19 protein-coding genes are annotated in these 25,320 nt (G+C 72.6%); 4 read left to right on the plus strand and 15 right to left on the minus strand.

The annotated features are described in order from the left end of the window. Nucleotides 1–316 precede the first annotated feature (316 nt). The gene (locus ACIQMR_RS19620) at nt 317–2,800 is read left to right on the plus strand and encodes a SpoIIE family protein phosphatase (protein WP_401388478.1); all 2,484 of its coding nucleotides are present in this window, start codon (nt 317–319) and stop codon (nt 2,798–2,800) included. A gap of 142 nt (nt 2,801–2,942) precedes the next feature. Here the strand turns inward: ACIQMR_RS19620 and ACIQMR_RS19625 are convergent, their stop codons facing one another. After that, nucleotides 2,943–3,155, minus strand: coding sequence for a hypothetical protein (locus tag ACIQMR_RS19625; protein ID WP_401388481.1), 213 nt, complete (start codon nt 3,153–3,155; stop codon nt 2,943–2,945). An 82-nt stretch (nt 3,156–3,237) separates the two neighbouring features. Continuing rightward, on the minus strand, nt 3,238–3,636 hold the full coding sequence (locus tag ACIQMR_RS19630; protein ID WP_401388484.1) for a hypothetical protein: 399 nt from the start codon (nt 3,634–3,636) through the stop codon (nt 3,238–3,240). A 338-nt stretch (nt 3,637–3,974) separates the two neighbouring features. Between ACIQMR_RS19630 and ACIQMR_RS19635 the strand changes: the two genes are divergently transcribed. Both ACIQMR_RS19635 and ACIQMR_RS19640 read left to right on the plus strand, forming a co-directional pair. Then, nucleotides 3,975–4,538, plus strand: coding sequence for a MarR family winged helix-turn-helix transcriptional regulator (locus ACIQMR_RS19635; RefSeq protein ID WP_401388487.1), 564 nt, complete (start codon nt 3,975–3,977; stop codon nt 4,536–4,538). Between the two features lie 285 nt (nt 4,539–4,823). Then, nucleotides 4,824–5,810 carry a LuxR C-terminal-related transcriptional regulator gene (locus ACIQMR_RS19640; RefSeq protein ID WP_401388490.1) on the plus strand — a complete coding sequence of 329 codons (987 nt, stop codon included), beginning with the start codon at nt 4,824–4,826 and terminating at the stop codon, nt 5,808–5,810. A gap of 113 nt (nt 5,811–5,923) precedes the next feature. Here the strand turns inward: ACIQMR_RS19640 and ACIQMR_RS19645 are convergent, their stop codons facing one another. Together ACIQMR_RS19645 and ACIQMR_RS19650 are read right to left on the minus strand one after the other, a co-directional pair. Continuing rightward, on the minus strand, nt 5,924–6,181 hold the full coding sequence (locus ACIQMR_RS19645; RefSeq protein ID WP_401388889.1) for a hypothetical protein: 258 nt from the start codon (nt 6,179–6,181) through the stop codon (nt 5,924–5,926). Nucleotides 6,182–6,203: 22 nt separating this feature from the next. After that, complete coding sequence (locus ACIQMR_RS19650; protein ID WP_401388492.1) at nt 6,204–7,418, minus strand: amidohydrolase; 1,215 nt, start codon at nt 7,416–7,418, stop codon at nt 6,204–6,206. A 220-nt stretch (nt 7,419–7,638) separates the two neighbouring features. On the opposite strand from ACIQMR_RS19650, the gene ACIQMR_RS19655 reads away from it, so the two are divergent. Continuing rightward, nucleotides 7,639–7,815: a thiazolylpeptide-type bacteriocin gene (locus ACIQMR_RS19655; protein ID WP_266376638.1), complete on the plus strand. Its 177-nt coding sequence runs from the start codon at nt 7,639–7,641 to the stop codon at nt 7,813–7,815. Between the two features lie 192 nt (nt 7,816–8,007). Here ACIQMR_RS19655 and ACIQMR_RS19660 read toward each other — a convergent pair whose 3' ends face one another. The 11 genes from ACIQMR_RS19660 to ACIQMR_RS19710 form a co-directional block, all read right to left on the minus strand. Next, the gene (locus tag ACIQMR_RS19660; protein WP_401388495.1) at nt 8,008–10,011 is read right to left on the minus strand and encodes a TOMM precursor leader peptide-binding protein; all 2,004 of its coding nucleotides are present in this window, start codon (nt 10,009–10,011) and stop codon (nt 8,008–8,010) included. Continuing rightward, the gene (locus tag ACIQMR_RS19665) at nt 10,008–10,760 is read right to left on the minus strand and encodes an ABC transporter permease (protein ID WP_401388498.1); all 753 of its coding nucleotides are present in this window, start codon (nt 10,758–10,760) and stop codon (nt 10,008–10,010) included. The genes ACIQMR_RS19660 and ACIQMR_RS19665 overlap by 4 nt, the downstream gene beginning before the upstream one ends. Before the next feature lie 81 nt (nt 10,761–10,841). Then, nucleotides 10,842–11,777: an ABC transporter ATP-binding protein gene (locus tag ACIQMR_RS19670; RefSeq protein WP_401388501.1), complete on the minus strand. Its 936-nt coding sequence runs from the start codon at nt 11,775–11,777 to the stop codon at nt 10,842–10,844. A 26-nt stretch (nt 11,778–11,803) separates the two neighbouring features. Next, nucleotides 11,804–12,916 carry a peptidase M50 gene (locus ACIQMR_RS19675; protein WP_401388504.1) on the minus strand — a complete coding sequence of 371 codons (1,113 nt, stop codon included), beginning with the start codon at nt 12,914–12,916 and terminating at the stop codon, nt 11,804–11,806. Continuing rightward, on the minus strand, nt 12,913–13,995 hold the full coding sequence (locus ACIQMR_RS19680; protein WP_401388506.1) for a lantibiotic dehydratase C-terminal domain-containing protein: 1,083 nt from the start codon (nt 13,993–13,995) through the stop codon (nt 12,913–12,915). Before ACIQMR_RS19680 ends, ACIQMR_RS19675 begins: the two co-directional genes overlap by 4 nt. Then, nucleotides 13,992–16,673 (minus strand): lantibiotic dehydratase, encoded by a 2,682-nt coding sequence (locus tag ACIQMR_RS19685; protein WP_401388509.1) that lies wholly within the window; start codon nt 16,671–16,673, stop codon nt 13,992–13,994. The genes ACIQMR_RS19680 and ACIQMR_RS19685 overlap by 4 nt, the downstream gene beginning before the upstream one ends. Nucleotides 16,674–16,703: 30 nt before the next feature. Beyond that, a complete protein-coding gene (locus tag ACIQMR_RS19690) occupies nt 16,704–18,353 on the minus strand; it encodes a SagB family peptide dehydrogenase (RefSeq protein WP_401388512.1) in 1,650 nt (549 codons plus the stop codon). A gap of 38 nt (nt 18,354–18,391) precedes the next feature. After that, nucleotides 18,392–20,611 carry a TOMM precursor leader peptide-binding protein gene (locus ACIQMR_RS19695; protein WP_401388515.1) on the minus strand — a complete coding sequence of 740 codons (2,220 nt, stop codon included), beginning with the start codon at nt 20,609–20,611 and terminating at the stop codon, nt 18,392–18,394. Continuing rightward, the gene (locus ACIQMR_RS19700; RefSeq protein WP_401388518.1) at nt 20,601–22,910 is read right to left on the minus strand and encodes a TOMM precursor leader peptide-binding protein; all 2,310 of its coding nucleotides are present in this window, start codon (nt 22,908–22,910) and stop codon (nt 20,601–20,603) included. Before ACIQMR_RS19700 ends, ACIQMR_RS19695 begins: the two co-directional genes overlap by 11 nt. Before the next feature lie 4 nt (nt 22,911–22,914). Then, nucleotides 22,915–24,906, minus strand: coding sequence for a BTAD domain-containing putative transcriptional regulator (locus ACIQMR_RS19705; RefSeq protein ID WP_401388521.1), 1,992 nt, complete (start codon nt 24,904–24,906; stop codon nt 22,915–22,917). 10 nt (nt 24,907–24,916) lie between these two features. Next, nucleotides 24,917–25,204, minus strand: coding sequence for a hypothetical protein (locus ACIQMR_RS19710; RefSeq protein WP_401388524.1), 288 nt, complete (start codon nt 25,202–25,204; stop codon nt 24,917–24,919). Between the last annotated feature and the right edge of the window lie 116 nt (nt 25,205–25,320).

The following is a 25,320-nucleotide window of genomic DNA, read 5'->3' on the forward strand; positions in this document are numbered from 1 at the left end:
CTATGAAAATAGTTGAGTTGGACTGATTGTCTCGCGTCGGCATGGGGTGGCGGGATCGCCGGACTCGCAAGGGGGCCGAGAGGGGCGAGAGTTGGACTGCCGCCTGTGAACTCCGGGACCACGGATCATCGGGTGCGGGACCCGAGGACGGCACGGGATCCTGACGACGTGTTCCACCACAACTTCGCCCTTCGGCCCTTGTCCTGACCGCAGGCTGCAGCAGTGGTGCGGCAGAGCCGCTCCGATGTCGACGACGGCCGGCGTGGAGGACACTGGGATGCGTGCGATGCCCCTGGGCGAGTGAGGGTTGATCACCATGCGCGCATGCCATGTCACCGGCCGGAGCGGTCCGCCCGGCGAGCCCGGGGCGGGGCACCCGGCCCATGTCGTGGTCGACCGGCAGGGCATGTTGATCGGCTGGAGCCCCGAGGCCGAGGCCCTCCTCGGTCACCAGGGCCAAGCGGTGCTGGGGCGTTCGGCAGCCGACCTGCTGGCCGTGACGGCCCCCGCCAAGGACTCGCCGGCCGCCGCGGGCAACGAGGCCGAGGTCGTGCTGCGGCGCCGCGACGGCACCCTGCTGAGGTGCCGGCTGACCGTCCGCCCCGAGCGGCCAGGTGAGGCGGACACGGGCTGGGACGTGGTGATCACGGCCGCCGAGTCCCCGCGACCGCACGGGCCGGACGAGCTCGAGCGTGCCGTTCTCGAGACGCTGTTCACGCTCTCTCCCACGGGCCTGTACGTCCTCGACCCGCAGCTGCGGCTCATCCGCTTCAACGCAGCGGCCGAAGGCATGCAGGGCACCTCGGTCGAGGAGGCCGCGGGCAGACGACCCACCGAGGTGTGGCCGGGCTTCGCCGCGGAGACGGTGGAGCGGGTGATGGAGGAGGTGCTCGCCACGGGGCAGCCGGCCATCGGTGTGGAGAAGCACATGCGACCGCCCGGCGATCCCCGGCACGAGCACGTCTACTCGACCGCCATCTTCCGTCTGGAGGACGGCGAGGGCCGGATCCTGGGCATAGCGGACGCCACCGTCGACGTCACCGCCCGCTATCTGGCCCAGGAGCGGCTGACCGTACTGGCCGAGGCCAGCGACCGGATCGGGTCGACGCTCGACGCGCTGGACACCGCCCGGGGGCTGGCGGAGGTCTCGGTGCCGGTACTGGCCGACAGCATCGCGGTCGACGTCCTGCAGGCGGTGCTCGCGGGCGAGGAAGTCGACCGCGGCTCCGTACGGCCCGGCGCCCAGCTGCGCCGGGCCGCCACCCGGATCCGGAGCGACGAGGCCCCGGGCACCGGCAGCGACGCCGCCGGCGGCGTCCCACCGGCGTCCACCGTCGAGGCGCTCGCCGACCTCGCACCGCGCCTGGTCGACCCGCTGGGCCCCGAAGGGCAGCGGGCGTTGCTGGGCCTGTGGACCCCCGAGGGAGAAGAGGTCCATTCGCTGATCGTCGCGCCACTGGTCGCCCAGGACCGTTGCCTCGGACTCGCCACGTTCTGCCGCTGGGGGGAGCGCAGGCGGTTCGGGCCCGACGATCTGACCCTGGCCACGGGGCTCGCCCGACGCACGGCCGCCTGCCTGGACAACGCCCGTCGCCATCTGCGCGAGCACAACTCCCTGGTGACGCTGCAGCATGTCCTGCGTCCGGGCGGACTTCCCTCGCACCGGGCGATGGACGTCGCGCACACGTACGTGCACGCGGGGTCCGGCGGCGACTGGGTCGACGCCCTGCCGCTGTCCGGCGCTCGCGTGGCCCTCGCGGCCGGCCGCGTGCCGGGCCGAGGCATCCAGCCGGCGGCCGCGGCGGGACGCCTCCGCGCCGCTGTGCACACGCTGTCGGACCTGGACCTGGAACCGGATGAACTGCTCGCCCGGCTCGACGACGTGGTGCGCAGGCCGGTCACGCCGAACAACCGAGGGAGCAACGGCGGGCCACGGACGGCACCGGACGGCGCAACGTCCGCCCAGGGCCCGGAGTGCGGTGCCACCTGTCTCTATCTGATCTACGACCCCGTGTCCCGGCGCTGCTCGGTCTCCAGCGCCGGTCATCCCTGGCCCGTGGTCGTGCACCCGGACGGCACGGTGAGGACCATGGACCGGCCGGTCGGCGGGGGACTGTGCTGCCCTGGCGCGCCGTTCGGCAGGGTGGACTTCGAACTGCCCGAGAACTCGACGCTCATGCTCTACACGCCAGGGCTCCTCCAACAGGACGAGCACCAGGACCAGGACCAGGACGAGCACCAGGACCAGGACGGGAAGCGGGGCCTGGATCAAGGGCCGGGCGGTCCGGTCCGGCAGCGACTGGCCGCCCTGCTTTCCCAGCCTTCCGGCTCCGTTCAGGAGATGTGCAGAGTGGTGACCGAGACACTCGTCCCCGCCCGGCCTCATGACGACGCCGCCGTGCTGGTCGCCCGCACCCACGCGCTCGGCCCGAACCACGTGGCGTCCTGGGACCTGCCGAGCGATCCGGCCGTCGTCTCCGAGGCCCGGTCGCTCGTCACCGGGCAGCTCGCTTCGTGGGACATGAGCGACACGGCGTTCGCCACGGAACTCATCGTCAGTGAACTCATCACCAATGCCATCCGGCACGGTAAGCCGCCCGTGACGCTCCGGCTCGTCCGCAACGACGTCCTGACCTGCGAGGTGTCCGACGGCAGCAGTACGTCCCCGCGGCTGCGGCACGCCCGTACCACCGACGAGGGTGGTCGCGGGCTGCTCCTCGTCGCGCGGTGCTCCGAACGGTGGGGGACCCGCTACACGGACGACGGCAAGATCGTCTGGGTGGAGCCGATCGCGTTGTGACAGCGACGAACTCACCGGCCGCGGCCGGTGAGTTCGGATTCCGTGCTCGGTCGGTCGGCTTGCCGCGCACTGTGTGCCGCGATGGCCCGCGCGGCGCGCCGGGCGTCGTCGACGGCCCGGCGCTCCGTCCGTTGTCCGCCGGTCAGCTGCCTGCGGCGCTCTCGTGCAGGTCGGACATCAGCATGCGCCGGTGCCTGCCGTGGCCGTGGCCGTGGAGGTGGAGGGAGGCCAGGAAGGGTTCGTCGGCACGCCGACCGCGGTGGCGGCCGGTTCCGGCGGACTTCGCCGGGGACTGCAGGTGGTTGATGGCCATGAAGAGCGTGGTGGTGAACATCGTGTACTCCGGGATGTGCATCGGGCGTGCGTCGGTGGCGCGTGGAGGCAGGGCCTCGACGCGACATCCGCGCGGTGGTCGGCCGTGTCGGACGAGCTCTGGTTCAGCCCTTGGGCGTGTGGTGCTTCTCGCTGTCGAGGACCTGGTCGACGTGCCAGTCGACGTCACCGTGACGGTGGCCGGTCGGCACGAAGTCGATCCACGTGCCGTCGATCCAGCGGAAGTAGCGGTGCCCGTCGTACCGGTAATGGTGGCGGTCGTTGCCGTGCTGGTACCAGAAGCCGGCAGGGTCGCGGTCCCAGCGCTCAGGGCCCCAGCGCCAACGACCGTCCTGGTCGTGACGCTCGCCGTGCCGGTCGGCGACAACGGTGCTGACGTCCCGCTGCTCCTGTGCGGTGGCGCGGGGGGCCGCGGACGCGGAGCCGGTGGTGCCCACGACGGTGGTGCCGGCCAGGGCCGCCGAGATCGTGGTCACGGCTATGCGTCGCATCAGCTTGTTCATGTCTCTGTCTCCTTCTGACGCCCGCCTTTGGGCTTTCCGGGCTTCGCAGTAAGGCAAAGCTAGCAGATGATTGAAGTACGTCAATGATTTGGTTCATGTGATGGTCGCCTCACCATTGGAATTGGCTCCCGTGAACAATGAGGAGTGGTGAGCTGTTGATGTCGATCTTCTTTCAAAGATTCAATGACTTCTCGTGCGTGAGGGTGGCCGCCGGTCCCGCGTCGCTGGAGGCTGCGGTGGGCCGGGCCCGTGCGTGACTGGCGAAAGGGCCGCGTGCGCGGTGAATCATCTGTCAGGCAGAGCGTATGGAAACTCGACGGTGAACTACCGTGTCCATCGTGACGACACAGCGTGCGAACGGTGCACCGGAGCCGGGCAGCGCCCGGCTGGAGGACGACTTCGGAATCGCCATCGGAATGGTCTTCCGTGCCTACGCTAAGGCGGTCGAAGCGGCCGTCGGAGACATCCCCGGCGGACCCCGCGGCTACTTCGTCCTCTCGGCCGCCGTGCAGGGCGGGGCCGGCAGTCAGCGGGCCCTCGCCGAACGCCTCGGCGTCGACCGGACGGTCATGACCTACCTGCTGGACGACCTGGAGAGGGAGGGCCTGGTGGAGCGCAGGCCCGATCCCGCGGATCGCAGGAACCGGCACGTCGTCGCCACCGAGCACGGAGTGGAGCGCCGGCGTCGGCTGCACGAGCGGGTGAGCCTTGCCGAGCGGCAACTGCTCGAAGTCCTGTCCGAGGACGCGCGCGAGACGTTCCGCGCGACGTTGTGCAAGCTCGCCGGCCACGTGAACGCCCTCGATCAGGCCGGCGGCGCCGGCGGCGCGGGGGCCGGCCCGGGCGTTCGCGGCGAATCCGGGCGGGTGCGGCGTCGCGGGCGAGGGCGCCCGGCGACCTGAATGCGCGTCCCACGGCGAGCTACGCCGGCTCGCCGGCTTCGGTGTCCCGGCTCGGTTCCACCACATCGCGGCGAGAGGTGGTCCCCGTCGCGGACGCGCAGCGCGGGCCGCCGGTCTGCCTGAACCTGGTCTTCATGATCCGGCAAGTCGGCGTTCTCGCCCGCACCACATCCAACTCCCAGCCTGGTATGCGGTTAACCTTCCCTCTTATCAGCACGCCGGAGGCCACCCGCCATCCCGGTCGACCCGAACTCACACACTGAGGGCGCGTTGCGTGAGAACGAGATGTCCATATTCGGCGTCTCCGCGGCGGAGGAAGAGCTCTACCGGCACTTCCTGCGCAATCCCGACACCGCGATCGATGAGCTCCGCAAGCGCGGCGACGACGCGGGGCGCGATGCCGAGCACTGCCTGGAGAGGCTGCGCCACCTCGGGCTGATCCACCCCACCGGAGCCGGGGGCCGTATCACCCCCGCCGACCCCGAGGTCGCCGTCGCCAGGCTCACCGACGCCCGGCTCCACGCGCTCCTGCAGGAGGTGCAGCGGGTCACCCAGTCCCGGCACATCGTCCAGAGCCTTCGCTCCGAGCAGGGGGCCTGGATGGCGCCGCAGGGCATCGAACAGCTCCACGGTCTGGAGGAGATACGCAACCGGATCGAGGACCTCGCCTTCTTCGCCCGCGACGAGATCCTCTCCGTCGAGCCCTACACCAGGCTGTCGGCCGAGAACATAGAACGATCACGGCCTCTGGACCTGAGATGCCTGCGACGGGGCATACGGATACGCAACGTGGTTCTCCGCGCGGCGCTCGACCACGCGCCCACGGCGGACTATCTGCGCGAACTCGCCGCCGAGGGAGCGGTCATCAAGGTGGCCGAGAACATCTCGGAGCGCATCCTCGTCTACGACGGCCGCACCGCTCTCGTGCCGCTCGACCCGCAGAACACGTCCCGCGGCGCGCTCCTCGCCCGCAGCACCGGCCTCGTCTCGAACATCATCGCCCTGTTCGAGAAGATCTGGAGCCAGGCCGACGAACTCCCCACCGTGACGGGCGCCGAGACCCGCCCCGACGCCGGGGAGCAGGGACTGACCGGCACCGAACGGCGGGTACTGCTGTCGATGTGCTCGGTCGGCAAGGACGAGACCGGCGCGCGGGACCTCGGAGTCTCCGTACGCACCTACCGGCGCCACGTCGCCGACATCATGCAGAAACTCGACGCGGCCAACAGGGCCCACGCGGCGCTGCTCGCCCGCGAACGAGGCTGGGTCTGAACCCCTGAACCCCTGAACTCCTTGAGCGGCCGGGCCCGTCGAGCCCCGGTGCTCGTCGAGACCCGTGGCCGGTCGAGCCGTTGAGCCTGTCGCGCCGGTCCGGTCAGGCCCGGTCAGGCCTGGTCGCGGGACCAGCCGCGCAGCGCCGAGTCGGCCAGGACCCGGCTGACGGCGCTGCTCACCGCCGTACGGTTGGTCGCCGAGTCCAACCCGATCCGCAGACGGATGCGGTCGGGAGCGACGTCGGGAATGCAGGACCAGTGGCCCGGAAGCAGTCCCAGCAGCCGGATCACCGTCGTCTCTCCCGCCGGGGCGGACCGGTCGTCGCGGACCGCGACGACGTCCACGTACTCCGCCGGGCCGGTCGTCATCATGTCGTTGGTTCCCTTCGCGTCACTCGGGGCGTGCGTGCAGTACGCGCAGTGCGGCAGCGGCCATGGCGGTGATGCCGGCCGGGAGGGCGTTTCTGACGTCGGGCGCGAACTCGGGCGAGTGGTTGGCCGGCAGGGGCGCGGTACCCTCTCTCGCCGCGCGCCACTGCCGGGCGCCGGCGGCCCCCAGCATCCAGTACGCGATCGGCACGCCGTCCACGGCGAAGTGCCCGAAGTCCTCCGTGGCGGTCGACCCTGGCCAGCCCGTCACACGGTGCGCGCCGAAGGCGTCCTCGTGGGCCCGGCGGACGAGCCGTGCGGTCGCCGCGTGCTGCACCAGCGGTGCCGACCGCGAAGTGACGGTGAACTCCGGCGCCCTGGGGCAGTCGGACGCGGCGCACTCGGCCCGTACGACACGTTCCGCCGCCGCCACGACCCGGCCGAGCGCGGCGTCCGTGAACGCCCGGACGGACAGCGACATGCGCGCCTCGTCGGGGATGACGTTGGCCCGGTCGCCCGCATGGAGGGAGCCGACGGTCAGGACGACCTGCTCGGCCGGCGCGGTCTCCCTCGACACCACGGTCTGCAGCCGCAGCACCGCGGCCGCGGCGGTCACCACCGGGTCGACGGCCGACTGCGGGGCACCGGCGTGGCCTCCGGTGCCGTGGATCACCACGTCCAGCGTGACGCTGCCGGCCATCAGCGGCCCGTGCCCGTGGGCCACCGTGCCCGCCGGGAGCGGAGCGCAGTGCTGGGCGAGCACCGCGTCCGGTGTGCCGAAGCGCTCGTACAGGCCGTCCGCGAGCATCGCGGCGGCGCCGGTGAGGTCCTCCTCCGCGGGCTGGCCGACCACCAGGACGGTGCCGCTCCAGCTGTCACGGACCCCGGCGAGCAGCGCGAGGGCGCCGGCGGCCGACGCCGTGTGGAGGTCGTGTCCGCAGGCGTGCATGGTCCCGGGCGTTCGGCTCGCGTAGGCGAGACCGGTGCGCTCGTGCACGGGAAGCGCGTCGAGTTCGGTGCGCACCATGACCGTCGGGCCGAATCCGTTGGACAGGACGCCCACCACACCGTGGCCGCCGACGTCCCCGGTCACGGTGCAGCCGTCACGCCGCAGCCGCTCGGCGAGCGCGGCCGCGGTGCGCACCTCGGCGCCGGACAGCTCGGGATGGGCGTGCAGGTCGAGATAGAGCTCCAGCGCGGAACGCAGCACGCCGGGTGGTACGTCGGTCGCCGTCATCGGAGTTCGAGCCTCTTCCTGTGACTGCGGTGGGGCACGGACGGTGTCTCCTGCCAGCGTGCGGGGCCGGTGCGGCAGACCTTCGGCGCTTCACTGACAGCGGGTGTCAGCGAGGTGACAGCGGAAGCCGCGGTGATGTGAGAGGGCGTACGGCTCCAATGGGGCCGAGGGAGCTTCGCCGGAAACGGCCGGCGGGTCCCGGAACCCGAAGGAGAAGCCCATGGCCCCGAAGCCCGAACTCGCCACCCTGGCCGACGAGATCCTGGAGCTGGAGTCGGAGACCTTCGAGATCTCGGACTACTCCGACGCCGCCGAGGTCGTCCTGGCCGGTTCGACGTCGTGCTCCTCGACGTCCACCTGCTCCAGCACCACCAGCACCACCTCCTGCAGCGCCTGATCCGTACCTGATCCGGGCTGGTCCCAGCCTGATCCGGGCCTGATGCCGGCCCGCCGCAGGTCCGATCCGGGCCTGCCGCAGGTCTGATCCGCCAGGAAGTCCGGGCCCGCCCGGACCGCATCCCCTTGTGCGTCCCCGTCGCACAGGGGGATGTTCCGCATGCGGCGCCGGCCGTGCCGGCGCCGCGCCGGTTCACGGGAACGGATGCGGTACCGCCTTGACCGCCGACCCCGGCAGGACATCGGCGCGCCGGCCGGCGTCGCGCAGCGCGGTGCGCAGCCGCGGCATGCGCAGGGCCCGCTGCCGCGCCCAGCCGAAGTCCAGCGGCAGGATGCCGGGCACGGTCATGCTGACCGTGTGCAGCCCCATGCCCCGCTGCTCCGGCGTCGTCTGGTCGACGGCGATGACGTCGTACCCGGCGGCCACCAGCCGGTCGCGCAGGAAACCCAGGTCGTCCAGCAGGTCGTCGGTCCTCGGCCGCAGCTGCGCCCAGTCGCCGAACACCTCGTCGAGCGGCAGGACATCGGTCGGATCGAGGAACTCGCTCGCGTGCTCGGCCATTTCGGGGAGTCCGAAGAGCTGGGCATGGTCCTTGAGATGCCGCACCTTCGTGTAGTCGCGCGCCATCGCCCGCAGCTCGGCATGACGCTCCGCGACCTGGTAGGGAAGATGCGGGAGGTACGTGAGGACCTCCGACAGCGCCGACTCGACGGTCTCGCGCGGACCGAAGCCGGCCGCGGCGCTGAAGGACAGCGTGCCCGGGCCGCCGTCACGGCGGGCCGCGAGCGCGGTGACCACCGGTACGGCCAGGTCCATGCGGGTGTCGTAGGCATGGACGTCGTAGCCGTGCAGCGCGGCCCGGTCGACCATGGCGCGCACCGCCGTGCCGCAGCTGTCCAGATCGATCTCGGTCAGCCGCGCCCGGCCGTACCAGGCCAGCAGGAACGCGTCCCGCTCGACCAGTTCGAGCAGGGCGAAGAGCACCGCCTCCGACGGACTGCCCCCGGTCGCACATCCGTTGGAGCACTCGAAGACGAAGTTGTCCGCCCGCACCCCGGCGCTGTAGTGCGCGATCCGCGCCGGGACCAGCAGCGGCCGGTCGTCGCGCAGCGAGTGGCCCCACACCCACGGGATCTCCCGGGCCGGGTCGAAGGGGCTGACCAGCGGGTCGCTCGCATAGGTCTCGGGGGAGTAGAAACCGCACCCGGCCGGGTCGAGCACGGGCACGCCGTCCGCCACGAGGGCGTCGTAGGAGGCGGTGACCGGACTCGTGCCGCGGCGGCGGTGCGTGCCGGCGTAGCGCTCCAGGCCCTCCAGATGGGCCAGGGTACGGCTGGTGGCGTAGCTGTTGGCCTGGCCGCTGAACGTGACGTCGTTGAGGCCGGCGTAACCGCGCACGAAGGCGGTGCCGGCGACCGGCGCGGTGGTGGTGGACGCCGGGTTGGTCCAGGTGCCGGAGCCCAGTGCCCCGCACACCGGGTTGGCCAGCGCCGCCTGCGGCAGGTCGTACGAGCCGATGGGCCGCAACCGGTAGCTGTCGGGGGCCGGCTTGGGCGAGGGGACGAGCCGCAGGCGCGCCGCGTCGGCGCTCTCATGGACCGGTCGTACGCACGAGGGGCACAGCGGCTCCGGCAGCAGCGGGAAGGTCGCGGTGGCCAGGGTGACGAGGTCGACGCGGGTGACCTGCGGCATCGCCCGGTCGGCCGCGGCGTCGGCCGGCGGGGTGGGCCGGCCGGTGAACACGGCCCGGTAGAGGGCCCAGACGGCGTCGACGGCGTACGGCGTGAGCAGCGGCCACCGGTCGGCGCCGTGCGGTTCTCCGCCGAGCTCCAGCGCCTCGCGCTCCGAGCGGCTGCGCAGCCGCTGCCATCGCATGGCCAGGCACTGGCCGCACGCCGCGCCGCCGTCCCGGGCCCCGTCGTCGCCTGCGGGACGGTCGCCGCCCCACGGGCCGATGAGCACCGCGCGGGAGGTCAGATGGACATCGGCCGCGGACCGCACGGCGGAGTACGGGTCCGGGTGACCGAAGCCGAGGACGTCGGCAGCGCCCAGCGGGACGACCCGCGGCACGGGCACGGGCACGGCTTCGTCGGCGAACGCCTCATGCCGTGCGGCGAGTTCGGCCTGGAGCCGGGTGCGGGCGCGTTCGAAGGGAGCGTCGGCGCGGCCGGCCGGCGGGGCCACGGCGGTCGTCATGACTTGTCGCTCCAGCGGAACGTCTTCATCGCGATCGCCCCGAGGACGAGGGCGAAGCCGGCGAGTACGGCGCAGGCGACGGCGATGTCGCGCGTCGGGCCGCCGGTGAGGGCGGCCGAGATGCCGTCGTTCAGGTAGCGCAGCGGCAGGGCCCGGGACAGGGCCTGCATCCAGCCCGGCATCATGTCCAGCGGAAAGAACGAGCCCGACAGGAACGCCATCGGGATCATCAGGCAGTTCGCTACGGCCGCTACGGCTTCCGGCGTCTTCGTGAAGGAGCCGACGATCACGCCCATCATGAGGAAGGCCGTGATGCCGAGCACGAGGACCGGCAGCGCCCACGGCCAGCTGCCGGCGACGCTGAGCCCGAAGAAGGGCAGCATCGCGACGGCGACGAACAGCGCGCTCTGCACGGCGCCGATGACGAGGGCGAGGACGTAGCGGGAGGCGACGACCGCCGACACGGGCGTCGGTGTCATCCGGATCAGGCGCAGGATGTCGTCGCGCCGCCACTGCATGAGGACGAAGGCGACGCCGAAGACCGCGGCGTTGCCGACGCCCCAGGACAGCACTCCGGGAGCGATGTAGGAGATGTAGGGCCTGCCGCTCTCCTCGACGTTCTGGCCGTGGAAGATCAGGCCGAAGACGACGAGGAAGAGCAGGGGGAAGGCGAAGGTGAAGAAGAGGGTGGTCCTGTCGCGCGTGTAGGCCCGGTATCCGGCCTGGGTCAGCGCGGCGTAGGCGCTCATGGTCGCAAGTCTCCGTGTGTCGAGGACGATGGCGGGGCGGGGACGGGGGCGAGGGCGAGTGTGAAGGCCGGGGCTCAGGGGCTACGGCTGTGCCTGCGGTCGGGCGGCACCCGTGAGGGCGAGGTAGACGTCCTCGAGGTTCGCGGTGCGGGTCTGCACGCCCTGCAGCCCCGCGACGGGTTCCAGGGCGGCGAGTACGTGGCCGGCGTCGAGGGTCTCCAGGACGATCGTGTCGCCGTCCCGCGTGGCCCGGTCGACGCCCTGGAGGGCGCGGGCCGCTTCCAGGGTCAGCCGCTCGGCCGGCACGACCAGGCGGGTGGTGGGACTGCCCTGGGCGATCAGCCGGCTGGGGCTGTCCAGGGCGGCGATCCGCCCGTCGACGAGGATGGCGACCCGGTCGCACAGCGCCTCGGCCTCGTCGAGGTGGTGCGTGGTGTAGATGATGGTGCGGCCTTTGCCCTTGAGGTCGCGCAGGACCTGCCACAAGGCCCTGCGCGCCTGCGGGTCCAGCGCGGCGGTCGGCTCGTCCAGGAAGATCAGCTCCGGTTCGTGGACGAGGGCGGACGCGATGGCGAGGCGCTGGCGCTGGCCTCCGGAGAGGTCGTCCACCCGGACCTCGCCCTGCTCGGTCAGGCCCACCATGGCCAGGGCGCGTTCGGCGGCGGCGCGGTCCGTGCGGTAGAGGGCGGCCATGGTGTGCAGGTGCTCTGCGGCGGTGAGCCGTACGAAGAAGGCGGACGACTGGGTCTGGACGCCTATCAGCGGCAGGAGCCCGGGGTTGCGGGGCCAGGGGTGGTGGCCGAGGACGGTGACCGTGCCGGCGTCGGGCCGCCGCTGGCCCTCCATGATCTCCACGAGGGTGGTCTTGCCCGCGCCGTTGGGGCCGAGGAGGCCGAAGAACTCCCCGCGCTCCACGGTCAGGGACACACCGTCGACGGCCCGGGTGCTGCCGTAGTGCTTGTGTACGTCGTCGAGGGCGACGGCCGGGCCGTCCGTGGGGCCGGAGGCGGGGGACATGGAACTCTCCTTCGGTGCGGGGCGTTTCAGGGTGCGGTGGTCAGCAGGCGGTGGACGAGGAGCGCGAGCGCCGCGGCAAGGGCGCCCAGCGTGACGACGGCGAGCAGTGCGTAGGTGGCGTAGGCCCGGCGGGCGTGCGACGGATAGCCGGCCGCTGCCGGATCGCGCCGCACGACGAGCCGGAGAAAGGTAGCGGTGGAGGCTGCCAGTCCGGTGGCGCCGAGCAGTTGTGAGGCCATCTTGTAGCCGTCGAGCGGTGGCAGCGGGAGCAGCATGGTGAACGCCTGGACGCTGCCGAGGAGCAGCAGCGCGGCGAGCGCCCCGTCCGTGGCGGCATCCAGCGGGGCGAGCGACCACACCGTGAAGAACGGCAGCAGGAACAGCAGGTTCATGACGGCCCCGGCAGCGGCGGTGGCGATCCGGGCCCGGCGGCCCGGTAGATGGAGGAAGTCGTCCACCGTGCAGTACATCATCACGACAGGCAGCCGCCACCGCAGCCCGATTTCAGCCACCTGTCCGCCGTGGTGGCGCGCGACCACACCGTGGGCCAGCTCGTGCAGCGCGGTACTCAGCCACAGCAGCGTGGCCACGGCCGTCAGCAGTGCGGGTTCGGTGAACAACTCGCTTGTCGCGGCCATCAGTTCGGGCAGGCGGAGCAGGAGGAGGACTTCCATGACGGCGGTCAGCGCGAGCAGCGGCGCGAGCGCCCACGGCGACAGCAGTGGGCGCACCACCCGGTGCAGCGCGGCCGTCGTCGCGTCCGCGTCGGCGACCAGACGGATGGTGCCGCGCAGCAGGCCCCGCGCCGGTGGGGGCGGTGGCTGTGACGGGACGGATGGCGCCGGCGCGCCCTTGAGCAGTCCGCGGGCGCCGAGCGAGGCCAGGATCGGCCGCCAGTTGGCATCGGCGAGCCGCCGTCCGAAGTGGGCCGCGTACTCGGCCCCGATCTCCTGGATGCTGCGGGTGCCGTCCATGCGGGAGATCAGGAAGTGTTCCTTCGTCCCGACCTTGTACGCCTGCCCGCTGTCGGTGTTCTTGATCAGGTGGACGACGTCGGGGCCGTGCAGCAGCGGCTCGCTGATCCGGACGCCGGCGCCGAGCTCGGGGCGATGGTGCGCCGGAACGGTCACGGCGCTCACGGCCGTGCTCCGGAACGCGGTTCGAGTGTCCCCGTCGGCGCGACCGGCTCACGCAGCGCGCGGCCCAGCACATGGGCCAGGTACGCCTCGTCCCTGATGGTCACATGCAGCCGGTTGTTGGTCATGTGCATGTACGGGGAGAGCAGCCGGGGCAGCGCCAGACCGGGGTCGGTGACGTGCTCGTCCCGGTCGCCGGTCCAGGAGCGGAAGACGAGGTCGCCGTCGGCGGCCAACTTCGCGGCACGGTCGCGCAGTTCGGCGCAGTGCTCGGCCCAGCCGGCCAGGAAGGCGGGCAGTCTGCCCGGCTCGCCGTCGCCGACGGCGGCGCGGATCCGGGCGAAGTGCGCGGCCAGGCGGGGGGCCATGGCGGCGTAGTCGCGGTCGTACTCCTCGCTGCCGATGAACCCGGTGCCGGGGAAGGCCCGGTGCCAGAACGTGTAGTACGAGTCCAGGTAGTCGGCGAGCTCCTCGACGGCGGGGAGGAAGGCACCGGACATCACCATCATCAGCTGTGCGGAGGTGCCGAGCAGAACCGTGCGCAGGTGGAGGTTCTTGGTGCGGAAGGCGTCGATCACGAGATCGCTGGAGTGGCGGAAGTGCCACTCGGCGAGTTCGATTCCGGCCGGGCCGCCGTACTTGCCGTACTCCGGTTCGTACGGTTCGGCGCTGCGGGAGTTGTTGGGACGCAGCCGCATCCGGCCCTGCTCGTCCGTGTAGTTGCCGCGCTCGGCGCCGGGGAACTCGATCTCGAAGAGGGTGTTGTAGAACTCGTTGAGGAATCCGGAGTCGACCTCGTAGAGAGCGGGGCGCCGGGCGAGGAAGGCGTCGACCGCCTCCTCCGTGCGACGTCGCACCTCGGCCTCGGCTGCGGGCGAGGACGGCTTCAGCCTCAGCCGGACGTGGGGGCCCTCCAGCCAGTAGTTGATGAAGAAGTAGCCCGCGATCAGTCCCTCGGAGTCGAGCTGCTCGACGAGCGGGCGCACGCACTGCAGCAGCATCGGGCGCGGGTTGGCGGCGTAGAAGACGTGGGTGGCCTGCCAGGCCCCGGCGCCGGTCGTGGTGGTGGCGGTGGTCGTCATCGGCTCTCCCGTCGGGTCGGGACGGCGGTCTCCACGGCCAGTTCGGCGACATGGCGGCCGCGTGCGGAAGTCACGTGCAGGGCGCCCTCGTCGGGCAGCATCTCGCGGAGGACCACACGGGCCTCGTCGGTTCTCAGGAGCCCCTCGAACGCCGTCAGCGACAGCGGGCTGTCGAAGTCCAGGTACTGCGGTTTCGCGCCGGTGGCGCCGCGGGCCCCGCTGTCGGAGACCGTCGCGAAGACGCGGTCCGGCAGCCGGTGCGCACGCCGGAACGCGTGCCAGCCGACGAACCAGTCCTCCTGCGACACACCGGGCCTGTGCAGCGGCAGTGCGCTCGCGGGCGCGCTCCAGCTGCGCCGGCTCAGCACGACACCGGCGTGGCGCACCCGCGGCCTGCGCGTGACACCGTGCGTGGGCTCGCCTTCCGGGACGCCGCCCCACACGTTCACCGGCGCCATCGACGTCGGCGACATCAGCAGGAGGGTGCGGGGGAGTTCGGGCAGCGCGAGCGGCACCAGATAGCCCAGATAGACCGGGATCACCTGGCGGCCCAGGCGCTCGGACCGCAGCACGATCCGGTCCGCCTCTTCGTCGTGGACGATGTACAGATCGTCCAACTGCAGACTGAACTCCGCATCCAGGGTGGCCGTTTCGCCCGGGCAGACGATCTCGTACTCGGTGAGCCGCCCGTGCAGGTTGAGATTGCTGGTGACCGGCCCGCCGGTGACCTCCGCGAGCACGGCACCGTCCGGGGTGAGGTCGGCGGCCCGGCGCAGCAGCCGCTCCTCCAGCCCGTCGAAGCAGTGCGCGAACCGGCTGAACGGGAACGACACCCCGCCGTACGAGCGGTTGAGCACGACCAGCGGGTCGCCGCCCGGTCCGGCGGCGAGCTGTACGTGGTGGCTCATCGGCGCGAACGGCTCCGACACCGCGGCCAGTTCGTGCGCCACCTCGGTGAGGAAGTCGTCGTCGAGGACGAGTTCCTCACCGTCGTGCCCCGCCATCCACCGCTCGCGCATCCCGGACACGAAGGTCTGGCGGGCGGCGTCGAGCGACTTGAGCTGGGGCAGGCCCAGCCAGTTCTCCTCCGGTACGTACTCCCCGGCGGTGTCGAACGTCGTGCGCCGGGCCGTGAAGGAGATGTACTGGTCGAAGAAGTCCTCGTGGAAGTCGTGCACCAGCCTCAGCAGGTCGTCACAGCGCCCGCCGGCGCCGTAGCGCGCGACGAAGAAGCCCTTGAACGTGATCCGCTGAGGCAGGGTCAGGTCGAACGCGGGCAGGATGCGCTCCACGGCGGCGAGCGGGCGGGCCGCCGATCGGGTCCACACGTCCAGGTCCAGCGTGCAGCCCCGGCCGGCGGCGGCGTCCTCGTACAGCACGGTCCGCGGGACCCTGCCGCGCTCGGCGCCCAGGTCCTCCTGTACGGCGTGCAGCTCGTCCCGCAGCCGGGTGAGCAGCACGCGCCTGTCGGCCGGGTCCGCGTCGGGGAAGCCGTCCACGCAGGCCAGCGGTCCGTCGAGCCGCTCGGCCAGCTCACCGCCCCACGCGCTGCCCGTCGTGCGCAGCGCGCTCTGGAAGGCGCGCAGCGGATCGACGTCATGGACACCGGTGCGCAGCGCGGGCACCTGGACCATGCCGAGGTCCAGCAGCGCCCGCAGGTACTGCTCGGCCTCACCGTCGGAGGCGCCGCGGTCGGCCGCCAGCCAGTCGCACAGCTCTCCGTAGCGCAGGGTGCCGCGCTCTTCGAAGAGCGCGATCAACCGCTCCAGGGTGCCACTGCGGCGCAGGAAGAACAGCCGGTCCTTGACCGCGTCGAAGGTGACGGCCGTGTCGTCGTCGCCCGCCGTGACCCAGCGGCGTACGTAGCGCACCCGGTCGTCGTCGCGGCCCCATCCGGGAGCGAGCGCCACCGGCAGGTCGGCCCGCCGGCCCGGATCGGCGACCACGGCCTCGGCGAGACGGTCGAGCGCGGTGACGTTCAGCCTGGTGTGGCTCGTCCACGACTCGTCGATCCGCACCTCCAGACCGCCGGCGTCCCTTCCGGTACCGCCGTCGGGCCGCGCGAACCCGCCGGGCACCACACCGGTGAACGTGCTGAACGGGCTCGTCTTGCAGGCCGTCCGGTACACGTACGAGAGCAGGGAACGCTCGATCTTCCGCTGCTTCTTGGAAGGCGCGTGCTCCGGCCGCCCGGTCACGTCCCGTACGTAGGCGTCGAGTTGTGCCTCCAGCGTCGGGGACGCCAGCAGCAGGCCCTTGCGCAGCCGCTCCTCCCCGGCCAGCCGGCCAAGGGCGGCCCGGCTGCGGGCGGTCTCGGCCGCGAGCAGCGCGGCGCCCCGTTCGCGGAGCACGACCAGTGCGCGCCGGTCGGTGAGCCACTGCTCCACTGCCTCGGCGGCGGCCGTGTCCAGCGCGGCGACCCGCGTGAGCGCGGTGTCCGCATCGCCGGGCAGCCGGTTGTTGAACACTTCGCGACGCAGCGACAGCAGCGTACGCCGGGACGCCTCGTCGTCGTTGCGTCCGATCAGGGCGTGCAGCAGATCGCCGATGTGCTCGCCGGCGGCGCGCAGCCGCTCGTCCTCGTCGAGCACCTCCTGCGCCCAGCGGCGGCTGTCCGGGCAGCGCAGTGCGCGCACGGCCTCGACGGGCAGCGCGGCGACGCGGAGCATGAACGGCATCGTGGTCCTCCCCCTTCGCGTGCTCATCGATCAGGCGATCTCGTAGCGGAAGTCGGCAGGGGCGGGCCGCTCGTTGCCCAGCATCATGATCAGCAGCGGGGACTGGCCGGTCTCCGACAGGCCGAGCTCCTCTATGTAGGAGATGTTGTCGAAGCCGAGGGCCACACCGCAGCCCAGGTCCAGCGCGGAGGCGGCGGTGTAAAGGCTCTGCGCGACGGCTCCGACGACGGCGTTGACCAGCCGATAGCCGCGGTCGCCGACGGCGTCGAGCACGGCGGTCGTGCGGACGGCGGGTACCAGGACGGCTGCCGCCTGCTCCAGGTTGTAGTTCGACAGGAAGTAGTTCTTCTGCAGGAACTCACCGGGCGGGCCGGGCTTGACCAGCCGGAGGGCGTGCCCCGCGGGATCATAGGCGTAGGCACCGGCAGGCACGCCCTCGACATGGCTGACGAAGGCGTAGAGCGTCGCGAGCGACGTGGCACCGGCATCCGTGCCCGTGCCAGCGCCTGTGCCGGTCCCTGTGCCGGTCCCCGTGCCGGTGTCGCCGCCGAGCGCGGCACCCGCCGCGGCCGCCGCGAGGCACGTGGCCAACTGCTCGGCATTCATGGGGCGTTGGGCGTCGAAGCGGCCGAAGCTGCTGCGGCGGCGACGCAGCGCGGTCCGTACGTCGGTGGCCGGCGGCCGAGCGGCGGGGAGCGCCACCGCGGCCCGGTCGGGATCGGGGGCCGGGGCGGCCGCGGAGTGGAGCGCGCCGGCCGCCGGTCGCTCGGCGGCCCGCTCGGCCGTCGCCGTTTGCATGTTCCGCACGGCCTCGAAGGCGAGGACCCTGCGGGAACGTTCCACGTCGTGGCGACGGACGGCCGCCGTGCCGGGCGCGGGCGCGGGTCGTGCCGCCGCGCCCTGCCAGCGCAGCGGCACGACGGCGAAGACGCCCTCCTCCTCGGTGCGCACACCCAGCAGCCGGGCCAGCCGCTCCTCGTCGAACCACATCAGCGGCTCCAGGGCGAGGCCCAGGGGCCGCGCCCACATCCGCCAGGTCTGCAGGACGGTCCCCACGTCCATGGTCACGGCGTGGAACGAGAAGGAGTTGTACTTGAACGCGTTCTGCCAGTACTTGACGCTCAGCACCAGGAACTGGTCGGTCTCCGCCCTTGGGGCACTGTCGCCGAGCGCCTCGCGCACCTCGCCGGAGACGTCCCCGGTGAGCAGCCGCTGCATTGCGTGGTGACGCGTGGCGTAGTGGTGCACGCCGGGCGGGACGGGCCCGCTCGGGCCGCCGACCCAGTAGACGCTCACCGGGTAGAGGCCGCCGCCGGACGCGGTACCGCGCGACCAGTTGGCCAGCGGATACCACGGAAGCGCGTCCAGATCGGTGTTGGCCTGCACCCCGAGCCGACGGCCCGTCAGACCGTACGAGTCCCTCAGCATGCCGGACAGCGTCACCAGGTCGAACGCGCGCCCCGCCGTCTCCTCCGTTGCCGTTGCCGTGGCCGTGGCCAGCGCGTGTGCCAGAGTCGCGTCGGCCGGGTAGGCGCAGGCGGGCAGCGGCAGCATGTCCGTGCCCGGGTAGAACTTGGTCTTGCGGGGGCCGTCGGACCAGTCGGGGACGAAGTCCGCCGGAGGCATCGGGACCCGGCCCCGCTGCATGATCGCGGCGGCGTATTCATGGGCGTAACCCATGGTGTGCTCCTTGTCCGTGCGGTGCCGGGCGGGCCCGGTCAGGGGAAGGGATGGGGCGCGGGGTTGAGGTCGGCGGCCATGAGGTCCCTCTCGCGCAGGCCGGCCTCCCGCAGCGCGGTGCGCATCCGGGGCATGTGCCGGGCGCGCTGGCGCGTCCACCCGAAGTCGATCGGCAGCAGCCCCGGCACCAGCACGCTGACGGTCCGCAGCCCCAACGCCCGCTGCACCGGCATGGTCTGGTCGACGACGATCACGTCGAAGCCGGCTCCGGTGACCGCCTGGAGGCACTGGTCGAGGTCCTCCCGCAGGTCGTCCGACGCGGGCGGCACCGAGCCGTCGCCGTAGAGGTCGGCCATCGACCGGAGGGGTGGGCGCGGCTCGCCCGGCTCGCCGAGCAGGAACCCGGCATGGCGGCCCATCTCGGGGATCCCGTAGGCGAGCGGATGGTCGTGGAGCGCCGCGACCCGGGAGAAGTCCCGCTCCATCGCGCGCAGCCGCTGTTCGTCGCGTTCCGTGCGGCCCTGGAGGTTGACCGCGTCGGTGGCGATCTCGCACAGCGCCCCGGCCAGCGCCGCCTCGGGATCGAGCCCGGCCCCGGCGCCGAAGCACATCCGGCCCAGGCCGCCGTCGTGGCGGACGGCGACGCCGGTGACGACGGGGACGGGGAAGGTGATGCGGGTGTCGAAGAAGCGGGCCTCGTAGCCGTACATCGCCAGCCGGTCGACCATCTGGCGGGTCGCGGGCCGGTTGCTGGTGTGCGGATCGATCTCGGGCAACCGGGCCTGCCCGTACCAGGTCAGCAGGAAGGCGTCGCGTTCGACGACCTCCATGAGGCCGAAGTAGACGGCTTCCTCCAGACAGCCGCCGGACGCACAGCCGTTGGAGCTCTCCTGGACGAACCGGTTCTCCAGACCGGGTGCGTGGTAGTACGTCAGCACCTCGGGTACGAGGACGGGCCCGGCGTCGCGCAGCGACCAGCCCCACACCCAGGGGACGGCGCGGTCGGGTGCGAACGGCTTCACGTGCGGATTGGCCTCGTGGAAGGCGTCGGAGTACAGCCCGCAGTCGCGGGGGTCCAGCGCGTGCTCGCCGCGTGTGCGCAGGCCGTCCAGCGAGTCGTGCACCTTGGTGAGCTTGGCGCGCGCACGCATCCCGGCGTACCGCTCCAGTCCTTCCAGCACACCGATGCGCAGGCTGTCACCGAACGTGTCGGCGTGACCGCCCCAGAACGTCTCACGCAGATAGCTGCCGGAGCGCATCGAGAAGCAGCCGATCGTGGCGGAGGTGGACGTCGAGGAGACGTCCAGGACCACGGACGGGCCGAGCGAACCGCACACCGGATTGGCGAAGGCCGGGAGCGGCAGGTCGTAGTCGTCGATGGACCGGACGCGGAAGCTGCCCGCTCCGGTCTTCGGCGCGGGGCGCAGCGTGAGCGCGGCTGCCTCGGCCGTGTCGTGCTCCGGCACGGCGCAGCGCGGGCACTCGGGATCGGGCACCAGCGGGTACCGGCGGACCGTCAGGGAACGCAGGTCCATCAGATGGACGGGCGGGAAGGTGCCGACGCCCTTGCCGGCGGTTACGGCGAAGGCGGCCGCATCGCCGGTGCTCGCGGTTTCTTCGGAGGCTGCGGCGTCCTCGGGGCTCGCGGTTTCTTCGGAGGCTGCGGCGTCCTCGGGGCTCGCGGTTTCTTCGGAGGCTGCGGCGTCCTCGGGGCTCGCGCCTTCCTCGGCGCCGGCGCCTTCCTCTGCGCGTGCGGTAAGGGTGGCGATCAGCGCGGCCAGCGCGTCCGCTGTGAACGGCGTGAGGTACGGGGACGGGCCGGACGACTCGGTGCCGGAACCCAGTTCGAGCGCCTCGCGCAGCGCGACGGACCGCACGGCCTGCCAGCGTCGCTCCAGGCAGTGCACGCACGGCCGGCGGGCACTTCCGGTGCGGGAGAGCGGGCCGACGACGGCGTGGTGCCCGTAGATCCGTACGGGCACGGCCGCGTCGGCGGCCGCGTCCTCGGTGGACACGTTCGCAGTCCGAGTGGCGTGCGGTGGTTCCTCGCCCCGCCGGGCATCGGCACACCCCGGACCGGCCTGCGGCGCGTCGGCCCGCTTCGCCCCGCCCTCTGGCGTCTCGGTGGCGAACGCGTTGTGGAGGCCCAGGGCCTTCACGTCGAGCGGCGCGTCGCACCCGTGGCCGGCCAGCGCGCGCCGCAGCATTGCCGCCTGCTCCGTGAGGCCGGGTTCCACGGGCTGAGGCTCAGTCGGCATCGGTGCCGTTCCCCGGGCCGCTGGTGAGCAGGATCCTCGCGGTCCGGATGCCGCCCGCGGGCAGATCGGCCGGGGTGGTGTCCACGTACAGCACGTCCCGCCCCGAGGCGGCAAGCCGCTGCAGCACCCGGTCGAAGGTCGTGGCGGGCGCACCGGCCTCGACCGGTGTACCGGTCACGGCGATCGTGCCCGGTGCCAGGTCCGTCACCAGAGGGTCGCCCATGTCGACGCCCCTGCTGGTCCCGGCGATCGCGGCACCGGCGCTCCCGGCGCTCTCGCCGTTCGTCGCGCCCTCGCCGTTCGTCGCGCCCTCGGCGGCGAGTTGCACCTGGCCCAGCAGGTCACGCAGGGCCTCGCACGCGGCCCGGCGGCGTGAGAGGCCCGCCGCGACCGCCCACCGGACGCCGCCCCCTTCACCGCTCTGCCGGGCCAGCACCACCTCGGTCGACGAGCGCCCTGCCTCACCGAGGTCCAGCAGCTCCACCTCGACGCCGAGATTGGCCGCGGACCGGAGCAGGAAGACCAGCTCGGGGTCCTCGTCCGGGACCACCGGTGACACGGAGGCGGTGCCGCGCACGGCCCGCAGCAGCGCGTCGTGCGCCAGCGCCGACAACAGCCCCCGGCCCGCCGCCTCCTGGGCGTCGCTGCCCGCGCCCGCACCGGCGGAGGTCGCCAGGACCATCCGCTCCCTGTTGTACTGGCCGAACGGGCGCACCGCCGCGACCGGCACCCTGAAGTTCTCCTTGGACAGCAGCGACGTGGCGCTGGTCCAGGCGGTCACGTCGGCCGCGGTGCCGAGCCCGCCGCCGGTCGTGAGCGTCTGCGGCGCCACCTCGGGCAGATCGTCCACGTCCGCGGGACCTCGCCGCACCGGCACGACGTGCTCGACGTAGGCCTCGGCCGCCGCGTACAGGGCCCGCGTCCGTGCCCCGGCGAGATGGTGCACGTCGAAGGCGGCGATCGTGCGGCGCACGCCGTGACCGAGCGCGACCTCGACGCGGCTGATCTTCAGCGGGGTCTGGGTGAGCGCCTCGTCGTCGAAGCGGCCGAAGACGCCGGCGAACGGGCGGACCAGCGCGTCGCTGACGCGGTTCAGCTGGTCGACGACCGCCTCAGCGTCCCGAGCGGTCTCCACGGTGGCCGTCCCCGGGACCGTGAGGGCGCCGGGCGTTTCTGCCGGAGGCTCGTCCGCCGACCGTGCGGCGCAGTGGACGCAGCGCGGGTGCGGGTGCACCGGCTCGGCCACGACGTCGAGCGACTGCGTGTTCTGCACCAGGATCTGACGGTCCGTCTCGGCCGGCAGGGCGCCGGTGGCGATGCGGAAGATCTCGTACCCGAGCAGATTGCCCACCATCGCGGCGACCGGGCCGGTCAGCGGGCCGTCGTCGGCGGCGGACAGCGAGGTGTCGCCGAGCGGGCCGGCGCCGGCCGTGGCGCCCGCCACCTCGCTCCACACCGCCGCCGCCGCGCCGGCGTCGTGATTGCCACCGAGCCGCAGCACGGCGCACGACCAGCAGCCGGCCGAACGGGCCGTGCTCCGCGGCCCGACCACAGCCAGTTCGCCGAACGTCCACACCGGTATGAGGGTCTTGCCCTCCGGCACGCCCGTGGAGAGCAGCCGGTGCACCCGTGCGGCGGCGCCGGCGCCGGTCACCACCACCGCGTCGTAGGCGCTCAGCGCGGTCCAGTCGGCATCGGCCGCCAGGGACTCGATGCGCACGGGGCAGCCGTCGGCGGCGGCTTCGGCCGCCTCGGCGGCGACCTCCGCGGTGTCACCGGCGAGCGCGATCCGGGCGCAGCCGTTACGCACGAGGCTCAGTGCGCACCAGCGGGCCACCGCGTCCTCGCCGAGGACCGCCACGGCCGTCTCGCGAAAGCGCACGAAGCGGTGCGGCGCCTGGTCGGTGTAGTGGTCGACATAGGCGATCTGGGCGGCGAACCTGCGCGCCACCGCCTCGTGCGGCCCGCCGTCCTGGCCGTCGTCGCTCTCGGGTACGTCCCGGGCGAAGCCCCGGTCGTAGAGCGTCCTGACCAGTTCGGCGGCCATCACCCGCTGCGGCTCGCCGAATCCGGCGCACAGCTCGGCGAGCCGGTGCCGGCCCGTCAGATGGGGCACGATCAGCGACGCGAAGCGGTAGGCCGTACGACCGGCCAGATGGAACCCTCCGTCGGCGTTGTGGAACAGCACACCACCCGGTGTCCTGGTGAAGAGCACATCGCGGCGGATGCGGGGCCGCGTCGCGGCGAGGGTGTCGAACACCCCTCTCGCGTCGCCTGCTTCGATGACTTCGGCAGCCATGACGTCACACCTTCTGTGTGGGAGAGTTTCGTCGCGGGTCGCTTGTGCGCGCGTAGACGCGCAGCAGTTCATGCATGCGGTACGGGCCGGGTGGGCCCTCTTCCAGCAGGCCGGCGTCCGCCAGCCGTTCCAGTGCGTCCTCGGCCTCGCCGGCGGACAGTCCGAGCGCCGCCGCGCAGTCGGCGGCGTGGAACTTCTCCCGGCCGAGCCGGCCGAGGCGCACGAACACCTCGGCCGGCCGCGGACCGATCCGGCCGAGCGCCGACGTCAGCACGTGCCCGAGGGACAGCTGGGGCGATCCTGGCAGGGACAGTGCGGCGAGCGGGTCGTCGGCGAGCCAGTCCGCGCAGTGGGTGAGCGACAGCTCCGGCCGGGTCAGCAGCCGTGCCGTCACGATGCGCAGCGCGAGCGGGAAGTGGCCGCAGGCATCGGCCAGTTGGCGAGCCGCCCGCGGTTCGGCGGCCACCCGTTCGGCACCGAGCGTGGCCTGAAGGAGCCGGTGGGACTCCTCCTCGTCCAGCGGCCCGAGCCGCTGTACCCGCCCGCCGTGGGTGGCGATCAGGCCGGCGAGGCCCATCCGGCTGGTGACGAGTGCGGAGAGGTCGGGCCGCAGGTGCAGCAGCGGCCGCGCCTGGTCCGCGTCGACGACGTCGTCGAGCACGAGCAGCACCGGGCCGTCCGCCTCGGATCCGCGCAGTACGGCCGCTATGCCTGCGGCCACTTCGGCCGCCGTGCGCGGCGTCCCGTCCCGACGGACCATCCGCACGAGCAGTCGCCCGCCGGGGAAGCGGTCGCGCAGGAGATGGGCGATGTGCTGGGCGAGTGCGGACTTCCCGATGCCCGGTGCTCCCGACACCAGCACCAGCGCCGGTTCGGCGCCGCTCCGTTCCACGAGTCGCGCGGCCGCCACCGCGGTCTCGGTGGCGCGGCCGGTGAACGACGGCGTCACCGGCACGGCGGTGACGAACGGTTCCTCGGGCGCGGCGAGTACGGGGACCGCACGCTCCGCCCGTACGTCACGCTCCGCCCGTACGTCACGGGCCGGTTCGCCGGCGCCGCTCGGGCCACCGGGCGGCACGGCCGTCCGGCGGCCGTCCGTCGTGGGACCGGCCGTCAGCTCTCCACGGTCCGTCGGTTCCCCACGGCTCGTCGGCGCTCCGCGGCCGAGGACCGCACCCGCGAGGACCGGCCTGAGAACCACGGCCCCCTGCTGCCGGCCGACGTCCCCGCGGCCGCCCATGTCGTGCCCGCGGCCCAGGTCGTCCCCGCGCAGGATCGCCAACTCCAGCTCCCGCAGCGCGGGGGACGGGTCGACGCCCAGCTCGGAGCGGAGGTACTCCTTCACCTTCCGGTACTCGGCCAGCGCCTCGCTCTGCCGCCCGCTCCGGTACAGCGCCTCGATCAGCTGCTCGCGGAAGCGCTCGTGGCCGGGATGGGCACGGGTGGCGCTCCACAGCTCCACCAGCGCCTCGCCGCACCGCCCCAGCGCGAGCTGGAGGCCGCAGACGCGCTCCACGGTCCGCAGCCGTTCCTCGGCGAGCCTCGGCACCTCGTCGCGCTGCAGCACGTCGGAGCGTACGTTGGCGAGCAGCGCTCCCTGCCACAGCGCGAGCGCGTCCCTGAGCATGCACAACTCCTTGTCCGGGTCGTGGGCCGCGCCGGCGGCCAGCCGCACCCGCTCCCGGAAGTCGACCAGATCGAGGGCGCCCGGCCCGGCGCCGATGCGGTAGCCGCCGGGCACGGCCTCGATCGGTGTGGCGGTGACGCCGTGCTTGACGAACAGCCTGCGCAGCCGCAGCACACAGGTCTGCAGCGCCGCCCTGGCGGTGGCGGGCTGCTCCTCTCCCCACATGGCCCGCTGGAGGTACTCGACGGACACCACGGCGGGGGAGTGGAGCAGGAGCGAGGCCAGCAGGATGGTCGGTTTCGAAGGAGGCAGGACGACAGTGTGCGGACCGTCGGAGATGCTCAGCGGCCCGAGAAGCTGAAACCGCATGGCCCTGGGCCTAGTCCCAGCCGTTTACCTGCTTGCACAGCGCGAGCACCGACTCTGGCACGTGCCCCTGCCGGGCCGCCTCCGCCAGGCCTCTGCAGAACGCCTCGGCCGCTTCCTGCGCGGGATCGTGGTCGCCGTGGCCGTGCCGGCCGTCGGAGTGGTGCAGGTGCTGGAACGTGGCCTGTGGAACCGGGGAGTGCGCGGGGCTCGCGGTGGCGGAACCGGCGGTCACGACGAGAGTGGTGGCCGCGAAACCCAGTGCGACAAGGACACGCACACGGCGGGCAGGCTTGTTCACAACTGACATCAGATACACGTCTGCTCCCTGTGGCTCACGTAGGGGGTGTTTTCGCCACGTGTGACCTTGCCAGTCGCCAAGGGGCGGCAGCAGACCTGAAGTTGTCAGCATGATGC

It is taken from the genome of Streptomyces sp. NPDC091376, assembly GCF_044757085.1.
In the GTDB taxonomy this organism is placed as follows: Bacteria; Actinomycetota; Actinomycetes; order Streptomycetales; family Streptomycetaceae; genus Streptomyces; species Streptomyces pratisoli.